This is a genomic window from Streptomyces sp. NBC_01428, from assembly GCF_036231965.1.
In the GTDB taxonomy this organism is placed as follows: Bacteria; Actinomycetota; Actinomycetes; order Streptomycetales; family Streptomycetaceae; genus Streptomyces.
Map to the genome: position 1 here is coordinate 2,903,214 of NZ_CP109499.1, position 16,666 is coordinate 2,919,879.

The 16,666-nt window shown below is 71.6% G+C and carries 16 protein-coding genes; 7 read left to right on the forward strand and 9 right to left on the reverse strand.

The annotated features are described in order from the left end of the window. The first annotated feature begins 29 nt into the window (after positions 1–29). The 5 genes from OG406_RS12410 to OG406_RS12430 all read left to right on the forward strand — a co-directional run bounded on the left by OG406_RS12410 (position 30) and on the right by OG406_RS12430 (position 4,808). A complete protein-coding gene (locus OG406_RS12410) occupies positions 30–767 on the forward strand; it encodes an ABC transporter ATP-binding protein (RefSeq protein WP_081219685.1) in 738 nt (245 codons plus the stop codon). After that, positions 749–2,176, forward strand: a complete 1,428-nt coding sequence (locus OG406_RS12415; RefSeq protein ID WP_329185743.1) for a hypothetical protein — start codon at positions 749–751, stop codon at positions 2,174–2,176. The genes OG406_RS12410 and OG406_RS12415 overlap by 19 nt, the downstream gene beginning before the upstream one ends. A gap of 132 nt (positions 2,177–2,308) precedes the next feature. Then, positions 2,309–2,716, forward strand: coding sequence for a VOC family protein (locus OG406_RS12420; RefSeq protein ID WP_081219683.1), 408 nt, complete (start codon positions 2,309–2,311; stop codon positions 2,714–2,716). Positions 2,717–2,849: 133 nt separating this feature from the next. Continuing rightward, positions 2,850–3,965, forward strand: coding sequence for an LOG family protein (locus tag OG406_RS12425; protein ID WP_267048651.1), 1,116 nt, complete (start codon positions 2,850–2,852; stop codon positions 3,963–3,965). A gap of 159 nt (positions 3,966–4,124) precedes the next feature. Then, positions 4,125–4,808 (forward strand): LAETG motif-containing sortase-dependent surface protein, encoded by a 684-nt coding sequence (locus OG406_RS12430; protein WP_164374894.1) that lies wholly within the window; start codon positions 4,125–4,127, stop codon positions 4,806–4,808. 98 nt (positions 4,809–4,906) lie between these two features. On the opposite strand, the gene OG406_RS12435 is transcribed toward OG406_RS12430, so the two are convergent. From OG406_RS12435 to rlmN, 4 genes are all read right to left on the reverse strand, one after another. After that, positions 4,907–5,929 (reverse strand): ABC transporter ATP-binding protein, encoded by a 1,023-nt coding sequence (locus OG406_RS12435; RefSeq protein ID WP_329185746.1) that lies wholly within the window; start codon positions 5,927–5,929, stop codon positions 4,907–4,909. After that, positions 5,930–7,606 carry an ABC transporter permease gene (locus OG406_RS12440; protein ID WP_266846533.1) on the reverse strand — a complete coding sequence of 559 codons (1,677 nt, stop codon included), beginning with the start codon at positions 7,604–7,606 and terminating at the stop codon, positions 5,930–5,932. Further along, entirely contained in the window at positions 7,582–8,673 is a 1,092-nt protein-coding gene (locus tag OG406_RS12445; RefSeq protein WP_266846535.1) for a thiamine ABC transporter substrate-binding protein, read from the reverse strand. The genes OG406_RS12440 and OG406_RS12445 overlap by 25 nt, the downstream gene beginning before the upstream one ends. A gap of 223 nt (positions 8,674–8,896) precedes the next feature. Continuing rightward, entirely contained in the window at positions 8,897–10,003 is a 1,107-nt protein-coding gene (rlmN, locus tag OG406_RS12450; protein ID WP_164374898.1) for a 23S rRNA (adenine(2503)-C(2))-methyltransferase RlmN, read from the reverse strand. A 429-nt stretch (positions 10,004–10,432) separates the two neighbouring features. Between rlmN and OG406_RS12455 the strand changes: the two genes are divergently transcribed. Further along, the gene (locus OG406_RS12455; RefSeq protein WP_081221834.1) at positions 10,433–10,624 is read left to right on the forward strand and encodes a hypothetical protein; all 192 of its coding nucleotides are present in this window, start codon (positions 10,433–10,435) and stop codon (positions 10,622–10,624) included. A 106-nt stretch (positions 10,625–10,730) separates the two neighbouring features. Here the strand turns inward: OG406_RS12455 and OG406_RS12460 are convergent, their stop codons facing one another. The 5 genes from OG406_RS12460 to rpsB all read right to left on the reverse strand — a co-directional run bounded on the left by OG406_RS12460 (position 10,731) and on the right by rpsB (position 15,423). Beyond that, the gene (locus OG406_RS12460; RefSeq protein WP_081219676.1) at positions 10,731–11,870 is read right to left on the reverse strand and encodes a phosphatidate cytidylyltransferase; all 1,140 of its coding nucleotides are present in this window, start codon (positions 11,868–11,870) and stop codon (positions 10,731–10,733) included. Continuing rightward, the gene (gene frr, locus OG406_RS12465; protein ID WP_081219675.1) at positions 11,870–12,427 is read right to left on the reverse strand and encodes a ribosome recycling factor; all 558 of its coding nucleotides are present in this window, start codon (positions 12,425–12,427) and stop codon (positions 11,870–11,872) included. Before frr ends, OG406_RS12460 begins: the two co-directional genes overlap by 1 nt. Positions 12,428–12,598: 171 nt before the next feature. Then, positions 12,599–13,369 carry a UMP kinase gene (pyrH, locus tag OG406_RS12470; RefSeq protein ID WP_081219674.1) on the reverse strand — a complete coding sequence of 257 codons (771 nt, stop codon included), beginning with the start codon at positions 13,367–13,369 and terminating at the stop codon, positions 12,599–12,601. A 182-nt stretch (positions 13,370–13,551) separates the two neighbouring features. Next, complete coding sequence (tsf, locus tag OG406_RS12475) at positions 13,552–14,388, reverse strand: translation elongation factor Ts (protein ID WP_081219673.1); 837 nt, start codon at positions 14,386–14,388, stop codon at positions 13,552–13,554. A 96-nt stretch (positions 14,389–14,484) separates the two neighbouring features. Next, entirely contained in the window at positions 14,485–15,423 is a 939-nt protein-coding gene (gene rpsB / locus OG406_RS12480) for a 30S ribosomal protein S2 (protein WP_164374900.1), read from the reverse strand. 269 nt (positions 15,424–15,692) lie between these two features. Here rpsB and OG406_RS12485 point away from each other — a divergent pair, with 269 nt between their 5' ends. Continuing rightward, positions 15,693–16,568, forward strand: coding sequence for a peptidoglycan DD-metalloendopeptidase family protein (locus tag OG406_RS12485; protein WP_443067077.1), 876 nt, complete (start codon positions 15,693–15,695; stop codon positions 16,566–16,568). The last annotated feature ends 98 nt before the right edge of the window (positions 16,569–16,666 follow it).

Sequence of the window (16,666 nt, forward strand, 5' to 3'; positions counted from 1 at the left end):
GCACATCAGATCTGAACGAGGTGTACGCGATGGTGGCCCCGCCTGACAACGACGTGCTCTGGGCACGCGCCCTGCACGTCAAGCACAACGGATCCCCGGCGCTCAGCGGTGTCTCGCTCGGCGTGCGTGAGGGCGAGATCCTCGCCGTCGGCGGCCCGCGCGGCAGCGGCAAGACGACCCTCCTGCAGTGCCTGTCCGGCCAGCTGCTGCCCCAGCAGGGCGAGGTCTGGTTCAACAGCTCGCCCGTGCACACCATGGGCCCCGTCGCCCGCGAGCGGCTGCGCCGCGACCGGTTCGGCTGGATCGACCCGGCGCCGGTCCTCGTCCCCGAGCTGAACGCCTGGGAGAACGCCGCCCTCCCGCTGATGCTGCGCGGCTGCGCCCGCAGGACCGCCAAGACCGCCGCCCTGGAGTGGCTGGAGCGCCTCGACATCGGCGGCTGCGCCCGCAAGCGCCCGCACGCCCTGCTCCAGGCCGAGCGGCAGCGCGTCGCCATCGCCCGCGCCCTGGCCCCCGCCCCCACGATCCTGTTCGCCGACGAGCCGACCGCGCCTCTGCACCGCGCCGACCGCGCCCACGTGCTGCGCACGCTCACCACCGCGGCCCGCTCGCACGGCATCACGGTCGTCCTCGCCACCCACGACGCCGACACCGCGGCCCTCGCCGACCGCACCGTGTCGCTGCTCGACGGACGGCGCGTGAACACCGTCCACCTCCCGCCGGTCGCCGAGACGGAAGGCCGGGCCGCGTGCTCGCTCTCCGTCTAGCCCGCGCGGGCCGCCCCCTCGTCCAGCTCCGCCGGCTCCTGGTCGCCGCCGCCTCCGCGGGCACCGGGTTCCTGCTGCTCTGCACGCTGGGCTACGCGATGAGCCACCCGGACGCCTCGGCCGCCGGCGCACTGCGCCTGGCCTGGTGCGTCGTCCCCCTCGCCGCCACGGTCTACTTCGCCATCGCGGTGGCCCGCACCGATCCCGGCACCCGCCCCCGGCCCGGCCTGTCCGCCGTCGGCCTGGGCCCGGGCCGGCTGATGGCCGTCTCCGCCCTCACCACGGCCCTGTCGACCCTGCTCGGCTCGGCGCTCGCCCTGCTCCTGTTCCTCCAGCTGCGCGGCGACCTGACGGGCATCCCGTTCGACGGGTCGGCGGCCGAGTTCCTCGCCGTCGACCAGGAGCTGCCCCTGCCGGCCGCCCTGACCCTGCTCGCCCTGGTGCCCCTCGCTGCCTCCGGCGCGGCAGCGCTGGCCCTGCGCCCGCGGGACGGCCGCGCGAAGGGCGCCGCACGGGCCTACGGCCTGACATGGCTGTCGTCCCGCCAGAACGCCGGTGCGGTCCTGCCCGGCGCACAGCCGGACGGCCGCGGTACGCCCGCCGCGACCACGCCGGCCGGGTCCCCCGAGGTGTCCGAGCGGGCACCGGCGGACACGGACGGCACCGGCGTCCACTGGACCAACGCGGCGCCCTCCGCCGGCGAGGTGCCGGCGCGGGTCGGCGCCCAGGCCTCGGGTGAGGACGCGGACGCCGCCGCCCGCCCGGTCGTGGAGACCGGCTCCCGGGGGCTGCCCGCCGCGGAGACCGCGCCGAACGGTCTCCCCTGGGGTGCGGCCGCCGTCGCGGCCGGGCTGGCCGTGGAGACGTACGCGAGCCGTTCCGGACCGGCGCCCGCGCTGGCGCTGCCCGGCGGTTTCGTCGGCGGTCCGGCCGGGATGCTGGCCGGCTGGGTGCTGACGGCGGTCGGACTCGCCCTCGCCGGGCCCGCGATCACGTATCTGTGCGGGCGGCTGCTCCAGGCGGTACGGCCGGGCGCGCTGCGGCTGCTGGCCGGCCGGGTGCTCCAGGCGGAGGCGCGGCGCATCGGGCAGCCCCTCGGTGTGGTGTGCGCGGTGGCGTCGGGCGCGTTCGCCGCGACGGCGCTGTACACCGGCTCCCGGCCCGCGTTCGGTCCGCTGACCACGCTCGGCGCCCTGCTGGTCGCCGGGTGCACGCTGCTGACACTGGTCACGGCCGCCGTCGAGGCGAAGCAGGCACGCGCGGACACCACGGCGGCGCTGCTGCGGATGGGGGCGCCCGCCGCGACGCTGCGCGCGGCCGCTGCACTGCGGGTCGGCACGCTGTTCGCCGCGTTCGCCCCGCTGACCTGGGCCGTCGCCGAGCTGGCCGCGCTTCCGCTGATCAGCTGACGGACCCGCGCGGGCGCCGCGCGAATCTCCGGACGAATGTTCCGCGCGGTGCGATGAGTTCCGCGCGGACCGCCGGTCTAACCCTGCGAACGACACAACGCCAGCGGCACAACGCGAAACGGGAGACCTCAGATGTACCAGCAGATGATCTTCGTGAACCTGCCCGTGTCCGACGTGGACACCTCGAAGAAGTTCTTCACGGAGCTCGGCTACACGATCAACCCGCAGTTCTCCACGGACGACTGCGCCTGCGTGGTCATCAGCGACACGATCATCGCGATGATGCTCAGCAAGCAGCGCTACGCGGACTTCACGAAGAAGCAGATCGTGGACGCGACGAAGGGCAGCGAGGTGCTGCTCTGTCTGAGCGCCGAGAGCCGCGAGAAGGTCGACGAGCTGGTCGACCGCGCGATCGCCGTCGGCGGTTCGTCGACGGGCGACACCCAGGACCAGGGCTTCATGTACGGCCGGTCCTTCGACGACCCGGACGGCCACTCCTGGGAGGTCGTGTGGATGGACCCGGCGGCGGTCCAGGGCTGAGCAGCCCCCACTCCCGGTTCGAGTCCCGGGGCCGGAGCGCGGTACAGGGGTTCGCGCACCGGCCCCGCCGCCGTTCCCGGACGCCTTTCCGGTACCGGCCCGGGCCGCGCACCGCCGCCCCTACCATGGCCCGGTGCAGCCGACACCTCTTCACGCATCCCATGACCGTGAGATCGAGTCCCTCGCCGAGTTCGACGAGGTGGTCTCCTCGGGCGGCTCGCTCGCCCGGTTCCGCGTCCAGGCCATAGATCTGACGGACCGTACGCGCGCCCTGCTCGCCGTGGACACCACGGACACCGTCTTCCTCGGCTGCTCGATGGGCCCCGAGGCGGCGGCCAAGGTCCGCGCGTCGGGCGCCCTCGTCTTCCCGCCCGTCCCGGGCCTCCCCCTCGACCCGTACCGGGGACGCCTCTACTCACCCGCCGAGCTCTTCGACGGGCTCGCCGCGGGCTACGAGGCGACGCCGGACGCCCGCGCGTACGCCTGGTTCCAGCAGACCAGGGCGGACGGCGACATCTTCGCGTCGACGGTCCGCGCCATCCACGACGACTCGGTCTCGGACGCGCTCGACGAACTCCTCGCGGGAGCGCGGGTCGTCGGCGTGATGGGCGGTCACGCGATGGCGCGCGGCACGGAGGCCTACGCCGGCGCCGCACGGCTCGGCCGCGACCTGGCGCGCTCCGGTCTCATGGTCGCGACCGGCGGAGGCCCGGGCGCCATGGAGGCCGCCAACCTCGGCGCGTACGCGGCCCCCTTCGACGACGGCATGCTCGACGAGGCGCTCGCCGTCCTGGCCGGCACGCCGTCGTTCACCCCGTCGGTCACCGACTGGGCCCGCGCGGCCTTCGCGGTGCGCGAGCGCTGGCCGTCCGGCGGGCCCTCGGTGGGCATCCCCACCTGGTTCTACGGACACGAGCCGCCGAACGCGTTCGCCGTGCACATAGCCAAGTACTTCGCCAACGCAACGCGTGAGGACGGCCTGTTGGCCCGTTCGAACGCCGGGGTCGTGTTCCTGCCGGGCGCCGCCGGGACCGTACAGGAGATCTTCGACAACGCGACGCCGAACTACTACGAGTCACGGGGCAAGCCCACTCCCATGGTCCTCGTGGACCGCGTCCACTGGACGGAGCGGCACCCCGCCTGGCCCTTGCTCCAATCCCTGGCGCGGGAACGGGCGATGGAGTCCCGGATCGCTCTCGTCGACCGGATCGATGACGCTCCGGAGGCACTCAAACACCTCGCCGGTTAATGTCTCGGCAAAGCCAACAGCCGTCCGGCGTCTACGCATTGACAGCCCTTAGGCAACGCTTATAAACCTGTGAAACTCGTGGGGGTGCTGTTGCCAGTGAACGAAGCGCAGCAAATCCCCCGACACCCCCCGCAGTTGCGCAACCTGTGAAGGGCAATCGTGTCCATATCTCGACGCACCGCACGTACCGTGCGAATCCTCGGCGTTGCCTCCGCCTCTGCCGCGCTCGCGCTCGGCGTGGCGGGCAACGCACTCGCCTGCAACATCCGTGACTTCTCGGCCGTCGCCTCCTGCGACAACGGGAAGGGCAGCATCACCGTGACCGACACGGACGCCTCCGGCAAGGAAGCGACCGTCACGGTCTTCCTGGAGTCGAACGGCGCCGACGCCAAGCAGATCGGCAGCGAGAAGGTCAAGGGCACCCGCGACGGTGCCACCGTGACCTTCTCGGAGAACTGGGGCCCCAAGGCCCAGTACCGGATCCACGTCGACGTCCCGGGCCTCGTCAACGAGGACGTCTCGCCGACTCTCACCACGTCGGCCGAGGGCTGTGCCTCGGAGTCCCCGTCGCCGTCCGGGACCCCGACTCCCTCGGACACCCCGAAGCCGTCCGAGAAGCCTTCGGACTCGGCGACCCCCTCGGCCGAGGAGAGCAGCAGCACCGCTCCGGCGGCCGCGGGCGACAACTCGCCGTCGGCTGCCGCCGGTGAGTCCAACCTCGCCGAGACCGGCGCCAGCTCCAGCACCCCGATGATCGCCGGCATCGCCGGTGCGCTCGTCGTCGTCGGTGGCGGAGCGGTCTTCTTCGGCATGCGTCGCCGCGGCGCCTCGAAGGCCAACTGACCCACCCCGCACGATCGTGTGGCCCGTCTCCTCCCCGGAGGCGGGCCACACGCCTGTTCCGCCACGGACCCGGGGGACGGCCCGGACCCGGGGGACGGCTATCCGCCGAGCAGCACGATCTCGGCGGGGTCGAACTGCACTCCGACCGCCTCACCGGGCTCCGGCGCCTCCCGCAGCGCGCACGCCGCCTCCAGCTCCGGCGCGTCCCGGGGCTGGAGCCGTACGGCCACGTGGGTGCCCCGGAAGGTGCGTGCGGCGACCGTGCAGCGCAGCCCGTCGGCCGGGGCCACCAACCGGACGCCCGCGGGCCGTACGAGGAGCGTGCCGGGCCCCTGTGCGGCGCCCTCGGGCACCGGGACCTTCCCCCAGGGGGTGTCGGCGGCCTCGCCGCTCACGGTCGCGTCCACCACGTTGTCGAAGCCGAGGAACCGGGCGACGAAGGCGTCCGCCGGCCGCTGCCATACCTCAAGAGGCGTGCCGGACTGGGCGATCCGTCCGTCGCGCATCACCACGACCCGGTCGGCGAGCGCGAAGGCCTCCCCCTGGTCGTGCGTGACGGCGAGCACCGTCGTGCCCAACTCTCCGAAGAGTCCGCGCAGTTCGACGACGAGCCGTTCGCGCAGCGAGCGGTCCAGCTGGCCGAGGGGCTCGTCGAGCATCAGCAGGCGGGGGCGCGGGGCGAGCGCGCGGGCCAGCGCGACGCGCTGCTGCTCGCCGCCGGAGAGGGAGGCGACGGCCCGGTTCCGCGCGCCGGGCAGGCCGACGAGGTCGAGCAACTCCGCGACCCGCTCGGCCTGTTCGGTCTTCGGGGCGCCGTGCATGCGCAGCCCGAAGGCGACGTTGCCGCCCACGTCCCGCTGCGGGAAGAGCTGGTGGTCCTGGAACATCAGGCCGACGCCCCGCCGGTGCGCGGGCACCGCCGCCTGGTCGCGCCCGTCCAGGGTCACACGGCCCGCGTCCAGCGGCTGGAGGCCGGCGACCGTGCGCAGCAGGGTGGACTTGCCGCTGCCGCTGGGGCCGAGCACGCACACGATCTCGTGCTCGGCGACGTCGAGGTCGACCGCGTCGAGCACGGCCCGCCCGCCGAAGCGTACGGTCGCGCCCCTGAGGCTCAGCAGCATCTAGAACTCCCCGGTCCGGTCGGTGCGTACCCGTTCCAGCAGCAGCAGCGCGGCCGCGCAGACCGCCATCAGGATGGTCGAAAGGGCCATCGCCTGGCCGTAGTTGAGATCACCGGCGCGCCCGAGCAGCCGGGCCACGGCCACCGGCAGCGTCGGGTTGTCGGGCCGTGCGATGAAGACCGTCGCCCCGAACTCCCCGAGGGAGACGGCGAACGCGAACCCGGCGGCGATCAGCAGGGCGCGCCGCACCATCGGCAGATCGACCTCGCGCCACACCCGCCACGGTGACGCCCCGAGCACGGCCGCAGCCTCCCGCAGCCGCCCGTCCACGGCCCGCAGGACGGGCAGCATCGTGCGGACGACGAAGGGGACACCGACGAGCGCCTGGGCCAGCGGCACGAGGATCCAGCTGCTCCGCAGGTCCAGGGGCGGTTCGTCCAGGGCGATCAGGAATCCGAAGCCGACGGTCACCGCGGAGACGCCGAGCGGCAGCATCAGCAGCGCGTCGAAGCCCCGTACGAGACGGCCGGCGCGGCGGGTCAGGGCCGCGGCCGCCAGACCGCCGATCAGCAGGGCGATCGCGGTGGCGGCGAGCGCGTACTCCAGCGAGTTGCCGATGGCGGCGATCGGGGCGACCAGGAAGGTGCCCCCGTCGTCGTCGGCCAGCGACCGGTAGTAGCGGAACCCCGGTGCGTCGAGGGACCGCTGGACGAGGACGGCGAGAGGCAGCACGAGCAGGACGGCGATGCTCGCCAGCACCCCGGCGAGGAGCGCCCGCTGCCCGGCGCCGCGCGGCCTGCGCGCGGTGGTCTCCGCGGACACCAGCCGCAGCGCCGTCTCACGGCGGCGGACGGTCGCGGCGTGCACGGCGAGGATGGCCCCGACCGCCACGAACTGGATGATCGTCAGCACCGCCGCCGTCCCGAGGTCGAAGATCTCGGACGTCTGCCGGTAGATCTCGACCTCCAGGGTCGAGAAGGTGGGGCCGCCGAGGATCTGCACCACCCCGAACGAGGTGAAGGTGAAGAGGAAGACCATGAGGGCGGCGGCGGCCACGGCGGGGGCGAGCGCGGGAAGCGTCACCCTGCGCCAGGCCGCGAGGCGCGAGGCGCCGAGCATCCGCGCGGCCTCCTCCTGCCGGGGGTCGAGCTGCGACCAGAGCCCGCCGACGGTCCGTACGACGACCGCGTAGTTGAAGAAGACGTGCGCGAGCAGGATCGCCCACACCGTGGTGTCCAGGCGTACGCCCCACAGCTCGTCGAGCAGCCCGCCGCGGCCGAGGAGCGCGAGGAAGGCGGTGCCGACGACGACGGTCGGCAGCACGAACGGCACGGTGACCACGGCCCGCAGGAGCTGTTTGCCCCGGAACTCGAAGCGCGCGAACACGTACGCGCCGGGGAGCGCGACGAGCAGCGTGAGCGCCGTGGAGGCGAGCGCCTGCCAGGTGGTGAACCACAGCACGTGCCGGATGTCGGGCTGGGCGAGGACGTCCCAGAGCCGGCCGAACCGCCAGCCGCCGTCGACGTGGAGCCCGCGCGCGACGATCGCGACCACGGGGTACGCGAAGAACACCGCGAAGAACGCGACGGGCAGGGCCATGAGGCCGAGCCGCGTCGCGCCCTGCCGACGGGCCGCGCGCGGGTTCCGCCCGGCTACTTCAGTACGAGCGAGGTCCACGACTTGACCCACTGGTCGCGGTCGGCGGCGATCTTCGCGGGGGCCAGGGTCTCCGGGTCCTTGGCCTGCGGACCGAACTTCGTGAACTCCTCGGGCACCTTGGCGGTGTCGGTGACGGGGTACACGAACATGTTCAGCGGCATGTCCTCCTGGAACTCCTTGGTGAGCAGGAAGTCGAGGAGCGCCTTGCCGCCCTTGCTGTTCGAGGCGTTGCTCAGCAGACCCGCGTACTCGACCTGGCGGAAGCAGGTGCCGTCGACGACCCCGGTGGGGGCGGTGCCGGGCTTCGGGTCGGCGTAGACGACCTCGGCGGGCGGCGAGGAGGCGTACGAGACGACGAGGGGGCGGTCGCCCTTGGCCTTCTTGCCGCCGGCGGACCCGGAGAACTCGTCGTTGTAGGCCTGCTCCCAGCCGTCGACGACCTTCACGCCGTTGGCCTTGAGCTTCTTCCAGTAGCCCTGCCACTGGTCGTCGCCGTACTTCGCCGCGGTCCCGAGCAGGAAGCCGAGACCGGGCGAGGAGGTCGACGCGTTCTCGGTGACGAGGAGGTTCTTGTACGCGGGATCGGCCAGGTCGTCGAACGACGTCGGCGGCGCCAGCTTGTGCTTGCTGAAGTACGCCTTGTCGTAGTTGACGCAGATGTCGCCGGAGTCGATGGGGGTGACCCGGTGCTTGTCCTGGTCGACGCGGTACTGCCGGTCGATCCCGTCGGAGCCCTTGGCCTCGTAGGACTGGAAGAGCCCGTTGTCGAGAGCCCGGCTCAGCAGGGTGTTGTCGACGCCGAAGAAGACGTCGCCCTGCGGGTTGTCCTTGGTCAGGATCGCCTTGTTGACGGCCTGCCCCGCGTCGCCGTCCTTCAGGACGCGGACCGTGTACCCGGACCGCTTCTCGAAGTCCTTGAGCACGCTCTTGGAGACCACCCACGAGTCGTGGGTGACGAGCGTGACGGTCTTCGGGTCCCCCGAGGCGCCGGCGTCGGACGAGCCGCACGCCGACAGGACGGGCAGCGCGACGAGGCTCAGCCCGACGGCCGTGGCCGCGAACCGCTTGCTGGTGGTGGTGCTCACTGATTCCTCCTGGCTGACCAGGAAGAGACGCGGCCCTGCCCGGGACCTCTGACAGATCCCGGGCAGGGCGCAACAGCTTGAGTGATGACCGAACTTCCTACCCAGAATGACCTGGGCAAGGTTCAGAGGGTCTGCGGTCTGTCCCGCACTCTCAGCGCTGTGGCGCTCCCCTGTCGGAATATGAAGATGTAAGGGATATGAAGTTGTACGGACGCGCCTCAGACTACCGCTCGGTGGCGGCGAGCTGACCGCACGCTCCGTCGATCTCCTGGCCGCGGGTGTCCCGGACGGTCACCGGCACACCGTGCGCGGCGATCGCCTCGACGAACGCCTTCTCGTCCTCGGGCCGCGAGGCGGTCCACTTCGAGCCCGGGGTCGGGTTCAGCGGGATGAGGTTGACGTGCACGGGCTTGCCCTTGAGCATCCGGCCGAGCCGGTCGCCCCGCCACGCCTGGTCGTTGATGTCCCGGATGAGCGCGTACTCGATGGACAGGCGCCGCCCGGACTTCGCCGCGTACTCCCATCCGGCGTCCAGCACCTCGCGCACCTTCCACCGCGTGTTCACGGGGACGAGGGTGTCGCGCAGCTCGTCGTCCGGAGCGTGCAGGGAGATCGCGAGACGGCACTTGAAGCCCTCGTCGGAGAACCGGTTGATGGCGGGCACGAGGCCGACCGTCGACACGGTGATGCCGCGCTGCGAGAGGCCGAGGCCGTCCGGCTCGGGGTCGGTGAGGGCCCGGATCGACCCGACGACGCGCTTGTAGTTGGCGAGCGGCTCGCCCATCCCCATGAAGACGATGTTGCTCAGCCGCGCCGGGCCACCGGGGATCTCGCCGTCCCGCAGCGCCCGCATCCCGTCGACGATCTGGTGCACGATCTCGCCCGTCGACAGGTTCCGGTCGAGGCCGGCCTGTCCGGTGGCGCAGAACGGGCAGTTCATCCCGCAGCCGGCCTGCGAGCTGATGCACATCGTCACCCGGTCCGGGTAGCGCATCAGCACGGACTCGACGAGCGTGCCGTCGAAGAGCCGCCACAGGGTCTTGCGGGTGGTCTCCTGGTCCGTCGACAGATGCCGGACGACCGTCATCAGCTCGGGAAGCAGCGCTTCCTGGAGCTTGGCGCGCGAGGCGGCCGGGATGTCCGTCCACTGCTCGGGGTCGTGCGCGTACCGGGCGAAGTAGTGCTGCGAGAGCTGCTTGGCACGAAACGGCTTCTCACCGATCGCGGCAACCGCCTCTTTGCGCTCGGCAGGCGTGAGATCGGCAAGGTGCCGCGGCGGCTTCTTGGCTCCGCGCGGCGCTACAAAGGTGAGTTCTCCGGGCTTAGGCATGGCTGTACCAGTGTCGCAGATCGGATCGCATGACCCGGGCCCCCGTGTCCGGGCACCGGCGGAACCGGGCCGCGCCCGCTCGATTCGGGCCTCCGAGGCCCTTGCGCCACCCAGGACACCCCGCGCACAGTGCCCGCCGGGACCACTCGCGTCCGGGCCGTTCCGGCAGAGTGCTCTCGCCTCGCGCCGCTTGGACCTAGAATCGAACTCGTGTCCGATAACGTGTCCCGTCCTGAGCGCCCGCCCACCGGCCTCGTCCGGCCGGCCCGGCGGCCGCCCCGCGGCGGCGGCACGATCGCCGAACCGGAATCTCGGTGTCCTGTGAACAACGACCACGCATCATCCGACCCCACTGGCTCCACCGGCCCCACCCATAACGCCGGCGCTGACGGCCCCGACCCCACGAGCACCCCCGCCGCACCCGTCGTCGTGGGCCGCCCCGCCGGGAACGGCGGCCGCCGCGTCACCATCCGCGCGCGGAGCGCCGGCCTCGCGCACAGCGACGCCGACCTCGTCGAGTTCCTCCGCCGCGCGGGCCTCCCGGACGCCGAGGACCTCCTCGACGACCCGGCATGGGTCCACTGGCAGGAGGGTCCACCCCACACCTACGGCCCGAACTGACGACACCGCCCCTCCTGGTCACATGAGTCACCGTGTGGTGATCATCCGACCGGGAGGGGCGGTGTCGTAGGCACGCGGAAACGGACGCGTGGGGTGGAGAAGGCGGTCAGCCCGAGCCGACGAAGAGGACGAGCAGGAGCCAGACCACCGGAGCCGTCGGCAGGAGCGAGTCCAGCCGGTCCATGATGCCGCCGTGGCCCGGCAGGAGCGTGCCCATGTCCTTGATGCCGAGGTCCCGCTTGATCATCGACTCGCCGAGGTCGCCGAGCGTGGCGCTGGCCGCGACCGCGAGGCCGATGACCAGACCCTGCCACCAGGTGCCGTCGTCGATCAGGAACTGCATGCACAGCGCACCCGCGACCATCGCGAAGCCGACCGCCCCGAACAGACCCTCGCGGGTCTTGCCGGGGCTGATGCGCGGCGCCAGCTTGTGCTTGCCGAAGCGCCAGCCGACCGCGTAGGCGCCGGTGTCGCTGACGACCGTCAGGAGCAGGAAGGTCAGGACGCGGCGCGGGCCGTCGTCGGCCGTGAGCATCATGGCCACGAAGGTCGCCAGGAACGGCACGTAGAAGGCGGCGAAGACCCCCGCCGTGACGTCCTTGAGGTAGCCCTCGGGTGGTTCGGTCATACGCCAGACCAGGACGGCCAGCGCCGTCAGGGCCATGGCGACCCACGCGCCCTCGGCGCCCCGCACGTATCCGGCGACGACCATGGCCGCCCCGCCGACCGCGAGCGGTACGAGGGGCGCCTTGATGCCCTTGCGCTCCTCCAGCCGTGAGGTGAGCTCCCAGAGCCCCACCACCACGGCGACCGCTATCACGCCGACGAAGACGGCCTTGACGACGAACAACGACGCGACGATCACCGCGCCGAGCCCGACGCCCACTCCTATGGCCGCGCCCAGGTCGCGTCCCGCACTCTTCTTCGGAGGTGCGGGGGCGGGCTGGGGGGCGGCGCTGGGCATGGGCTCCTGCGGGCTCTGCGGGTTGTGCGACGGATCGCCGTAGGGCGCCGTCGACGGTGCGTCGTCGTGGAACAAGGGGCCGCTCGGCCGAGCGGCCCCCGGGTCGTCATCCTGGTCTCCGCCATGTGCGGGTACGTCGGGCACGGTGGGCATGGGCCGAGTGTGCTGCGCGTCATGCGCATCGTACGTGGGACCCGCCGGGGTTGCCCCCTGGACAGGCCCCTGCTCGGACGGCCCCCAGTACCCGGCTTGTGGCGGCGCCCCCCAGGAAGAGTCGTTCATCAGACCTCGAGCAGCTCCGCTTCCTTGTGCTTCAGGAGCTCGTCCACCTGGGCGACGTACTTCGCCGTGGTGTCGTCGAGTTCCTTCTCCGCACGACGGACCTCGTCCTCGCCGGACTCCTTGTCCTTGACGAGCTTGTCGAGGGCGTCCTTCGCCTTGCGGCGCACGGAACGGATCGAGACCTTGGCGTCCTCGCCCTTGGTCCGCGCGACCTTGATGTAGTCCTTGCGACGCTCTTCCGTCAGCTCGGGGAAGGTCACACGGATGATGTTGCCGTCGTTGCTGGGGTTGACGCCCAGGTCGGAGTCGCGGATCGCCTGCTCGATGTTGCGCAGCGCGCTCTTGTCGAACGGGGTCACGATGGCCATGCGCGGCTCCGGCACGGAGAACGAGGCCAGCTGGTTGATCGGCGTCAGCGCGCCGTAGTAGTCGGCCACGATCTTGTTGAACATCGCCGGGTGCGCACGGCCGGTGCGGATCGCGGCGAAGTCCTCCTTGGCGACCACGACGGCCTTCTCCATCTTCTCCTCGGCCTCGAGGAGGGTCTCTTCGATCACCACTTGCTCCTGCGTGTCTTGAGTAGGCCCGGCAGCTGTTCCTCGTCGGGGTCGGCAGCCGGCTGCGTCGCGTCTTGTTCCTGCACGGTTCCGGACCGGCAGGACATTGTCCATCCCCCGGTCAGGGTCCGTCCGCGTCCGGGGTTCGTACCCGGACGGGAGCGTTCCCCGTCAGGCCCGGCCGTTCTGGTCGCCGACGAGTGTGCCGATCTTCTCACCCTTGACGGCCCGCGCGATATTGCCCTCCGCCAGGAGCTCGAAGACCAGGATCGGCAGCTTGTTGTCCCGGCACAGCGTGATGGCCGTCATGTCGGCGACCTTGAGGTCCCGGGTGATGACCTCGCTGTAGCTGAGGGAGTCGAACTTGACCGCCCCGGGGTTGGTCTTCGGGTCGGAGTCGTAGACACCGTCGACGCCGTTCTTGCCCATGAGGAGCGCCTCGGCGTCGATCTCCAGGGCGCGCTGGGCGGCCGTGGTGTCGGTGGAGAAGTACGGCATGCCCATGCCGGCGCCGAAGATGACCACGCGCCCCTTCTCCAGGTGCCGCACGCCGCGCAGCGGGATGTACGGCTCCGCGACCTGGCCCATGGTGATGGCGGTCTGGACGCGGCTGTCGATGCCTTCCTTCTCCAGGAAGTCCTGGAGGGCGAGGCAGTTCATGACGGTGCCGAGCATGCCCATGTAGTCGGAACGGGCCCGGTCCATGCCGCGCTGCTGCAGTTCCGCGCCGCGGAAGAAGTTGCCGCCGCCGATGACGACGGCGATCTGGGCTCCGCCGCGCACGACGGCCGCGATCTCGCGGGCGATCTTGTGCACCACGTCGGGGTCGACGCCCAGTCCGCCGCCGCCGGCGAACGCCTCGCCGGACAGCTTCAGCAGAAAGCGTCCCGTGCCTTTGCCGTCGTCGGTCTTGTCGCCCTTGTCGGCCGGGGTGGTGGTCATGGAGATCTCCTCATGGTGCACATACGAAGAAGGCCATTGCCGGTGGGGTGTGTTCGCATCCCGTGCGCGGCAATGGCCTCCTCGTCAGATCTGCTGTCGTCCGGCACACGCGCGTGGGTGCCGGCGTACGCGGACGACTGCTGTCGACCCTATAGGGGCCGCGCGTCGATCGCGGTACGGACTCAGATGCCGACCTTGATGCGCGAGAAGCGCTTCAGGGTGACACCGGCCTCGTCCAGGACCTTCTGGACGGACTTCTTGTTGTCGAGCGCGTACGGCTGACCGAGGAGGGTGGCCTCCTTGAAGAAGCCGTTGACCCGACCCTCGACGATCTTGGGGAGGGCGGCCTCGGGCTTGCCCTCGGCGCGGGTGGTCTCCTCGGCGACGCGACGCTCGGTCTCGACGACCTCGGCCGGAACGTCCTCACGGGAGAGGTACTTCGGCGCGAAGGCGGCGATGTGCTGCGCGATGCCCTTGGCGAGGTCGGCGTCGGCCTTGTCCAGCTCGACCAGGACACCGATCTGCGGGGGCAGGTCGGGCATGGTGCGGTGCATGTACGCGGCAACGTAGGCGCCGGAGAACTGGGCGAAGCGGTCCAGGACGATCTTCTCGCCCAGGTTGGCGTTGGCCTCGTCGACGAACGCCTGAACCGTCTTGCCCGGCTCGATCTCGGAGCCGAGGAGCGCGGGGAGGTCCGCCGGGGAGGAGGCGGCGACGTGCTGGGCGATCTGGTTGGCGACGGCCTGGAACTTCTCGCCCTTGGCGACGAAGTCCGTCTCGCACTTCAGCTCGACCAGGACACCGGAGGTGTTGTCGTCAGCGATGATGGAGACCACGGCGCCGTTCTCGGCGGAGCGGCCCTCGCGCTTGGCGACGCCCTTCTGGCCCTTGATGCGCAGGGCCTCGACGGCCTTGTCGACGCTGCCGTCGGCCTCGTCCAGTGCCTTCTTGCAGTCCATCATGCCGGCGCCGGTGAGCTCACGGAGCTTCTTGACGTCGGCGGCGGTGTAGTTCGCCATGATTCCTGGAATCTCTCTCGAAGTCTGAAGATCTACGGGACGAACGGCGGGGGCTTTGTGGGCCCCCGCCGTTCACACACCCGAAGGGCTGAGGGGTCAGGCCTGCTCGGCGTCCGCGGCGGGGGCCTCGGCAGCGGGGGCCTCGGCGTCGGCAGCGGGGGCCTCGACAGCCTCGGCCTCGGCGGCGGGGGCGTCGGCCTGCTCGGCGTCGGCGACCTTCTCCGTCTCGGCGGAGGTCTGGACCTCGGGCTCGTCGGCCTTCTTCTCGCCCTCGAGCAGGTCGCGCTCCCACGCGGCCAGCGGCTCGCCGGCGGCCTTGTCACCCTCGGCGGCCTTGCCGGCGCCGGAGCGGGAGATGAGGCCCTCGGCGACGGCGTCGGCGATCACGCGGGTGAGCAGGGTGACGGAGCGGATCGCGTCGTCGTTGCCCGGGATCTTGTAGTCGACCTCGTCGGGGTCACAGTTGGTGTCGAGGATGGCGACGACCGGGATGTTGAGCTTCCGGGCCTCGCCGACCGCGATGTGCTCCTTCTTGGTGTCCACGATCCAGACGGCGCTGGGCACCTTCTGCATCTCGCGGATACCACCGAGGGTCTTCTCCAGCTTGGCCTTCTCGCGCGAGAGCACGAGAAGCTCCTTCTTGGTGAGACCCGAGGCCGCGACGTCGTCGAAGTCGATCTGCTCGAGCTCCTTGAGGCGCTGCAGACGCTTGTAGACGGTCGAGAAGTTGGTGAGCATGCCGCCCAGCCAGCGCTGGTTGACGTAGGGCATGCCGACGCGGGTGGCCTGCTCCGCGATGGCTTCCTGCGCCTGCTTCTTCGTGCCGACGAACATGACCGTGCCGCCGTGGGCGACGGTCTCCTTGACGAACTCGTAGGCGCGGTCGATGTACGACAGCGACTGGAGCAGGTCGATGATGTAGATGCCGTTGCGCTCCGTGAAGATGAAGCGCTTCATCTTCGGGTTCCAACGACGGGTCTGGTGACCGAAGTGGACGCCGCTTTCCAGCAGCTCCCGCATCGTGACGACGGCCATGGCCGTTCTCCTAGGTTTTCTCGGTTGTACCGCGTGTGCCGGACGGCACTCGCTCCTGACGCCCGCGATGCGCCGTGCCACAAAGGACCGAGAGGCGCTGACACCGGTACTGAAGACCAGATGTCGGGGCGTGCGAAGTCGACTCGGTGACCCGAATCGCCACCAGAAGTGTACGGGACCCGAGAGGGGCCGGGTGACGCCGCTGTCCACAACCGGCCGGTACTCCACAGATCCCGGCCATGATCCGCTCGGTGCGGGACGGTTTCCGCATGCGACTGAACCGATGCGTGCGTACCCGGCCGGGTCTTCTCCTCTGCCTGACCCTGACCGTCCTGGGCGCCCTGACCCCCGCCGCCCCGGCGTCGACGCCCGTCCGCGCCCCGGCGACCGGGCCCCTGTCCGTGGCCTTCACCTCCTCGGCGGCCCTGCCCCGCGGAGGCGGGCCCGCACCACCGTTTCAGGCCACCCGCCCGCTCGCCGTCGGCACGCCCCCCTCCGGAGGCGATGGGTCCGCCGGGTCCGGCGACGGGCCCCGTGCCGATCCCGGCCGCCTGCCGGAGGCCGAACCGGCGGACCCGTCCGACGCCGACGCCGGGTTCCCGTCAGGAGGGGGCCCCGGCACCCCGGCGCCCACCGGACCCGCCACGCCTCCCGTGGCCGATCCGGCCGATCCGGCTGTCCCGGCACTCGCCCGCTCCTGGCCGGTAGGGGTCCGTCCCCCGGTCGTACGGGGCTGGGAGCCGCCGGCGACGGCCTACTCGCGGGGCCATCGCGGCGTCGACCTCGGAGCCGTCCCCGGCGCTCCGGTGCGGGCCGTCGCCCCGGGCAGGGTGTCCTTCGCCGGCCGGGTAGCGGGCCGAGGGGTCGTCTCGGTGGAGCTGTCGGGCACCGGGTCCCCTCCGCTGCGCACGACGTACGGGCCGGTGCGGGCGTCGGTGCATCAGGGCGACGAGGTCCTCGCGGGCACGGTGCTCGGGACGGTGGAGGCGACGCGCGACGCGCACTGCGGGCCGACGTCCTGTCTGCACTGGGGCCTGCTCAGAGGCGCGGTCTACCTGAACCCGCTGTCCCTGCTGCCGCCCTGGCTGCTGGGCCTCGGCCCGTCCCGCCTGCTGCCGCTCGACGGACCGCCACCGAAGCACTGACGCCGGGCGAAGACGACACCTGGCGCGGGTCGGTGCGGACACCAGCCGGGTCGTCGAAAGGCTCGGCCGCGGCCGCGAACGGCCCGCAGCGCCATGGC

What these genes read in the sequence shown, in the direction of transcription:
- OG406_RS12410 (WP_081219685.1), top strand. Translation starts at nt 30, where the DNA reads ATGGTGGCCCCGCCTGACAACGACGTGCTCTGGGCACGCGCCCTGCAC.
- OG406_RS12420 (WP_081219683.1), top strand. Translation starts at nt 2,309, where the DNA reads ATGTACCAGCAGATGATCTTCGTGAACCTGCCCGTGTCCGACGTGGAC.
- OG406_RS12435 (WP_329185746.1), bottom strand. Translation starts at nt 5,929, where the DNA reads ATGCTGCTGAGCCTCAGGGGCGCGACCGTACGCTTCGGCGGGCGGGCC.
- rlmN (WP_164374898.1), bottom strand. Translation starts at nt 10,003, where the DNA reads ATGCCTAAGCCCGGAGAACTCACCTTTGTAGCGCCGCGCGGAGCCAAG.
- OG406_RS12460 (WP_081219676.1), bottom strand. Translation starts at nt 11,870, where the DNA reads ATGAACGACTCTTCCTGGGGGGCGCCGCCACAAGCCGGGTACTGGGGG.
- pyrH (WP_081219674.1), bottom strand. Translation starts at nt 13,369, where the DNA reads ATGACCACCACCCCGGCCGACAAGGGCGACAAGACCGACGACGGCAAA.
- tsf (WP_081219673.1), bottom strand. Translation starts at nt 14,388, where the DNA reads ATGGCGAACTACACCGCCGCCGACGTCAAGAAGCTCCGTGAGCTCACC.
- rpsB (WP_164374900.1), bottom strand. Translation starts at nt 15,423, where the DNA reads ATGGCCGTCGTCACGATGCGGGAGCTGCTGGAAAGCGGCGTCCACTTC.
- OG406_RS12485 (WP_443067077.1), top strand. Translation starts at nt 15,693, where the DNA reads ATGCGACTGAACCGATGCGTGCGTACCCGGCCGGGTCTTCTCCTCTGC.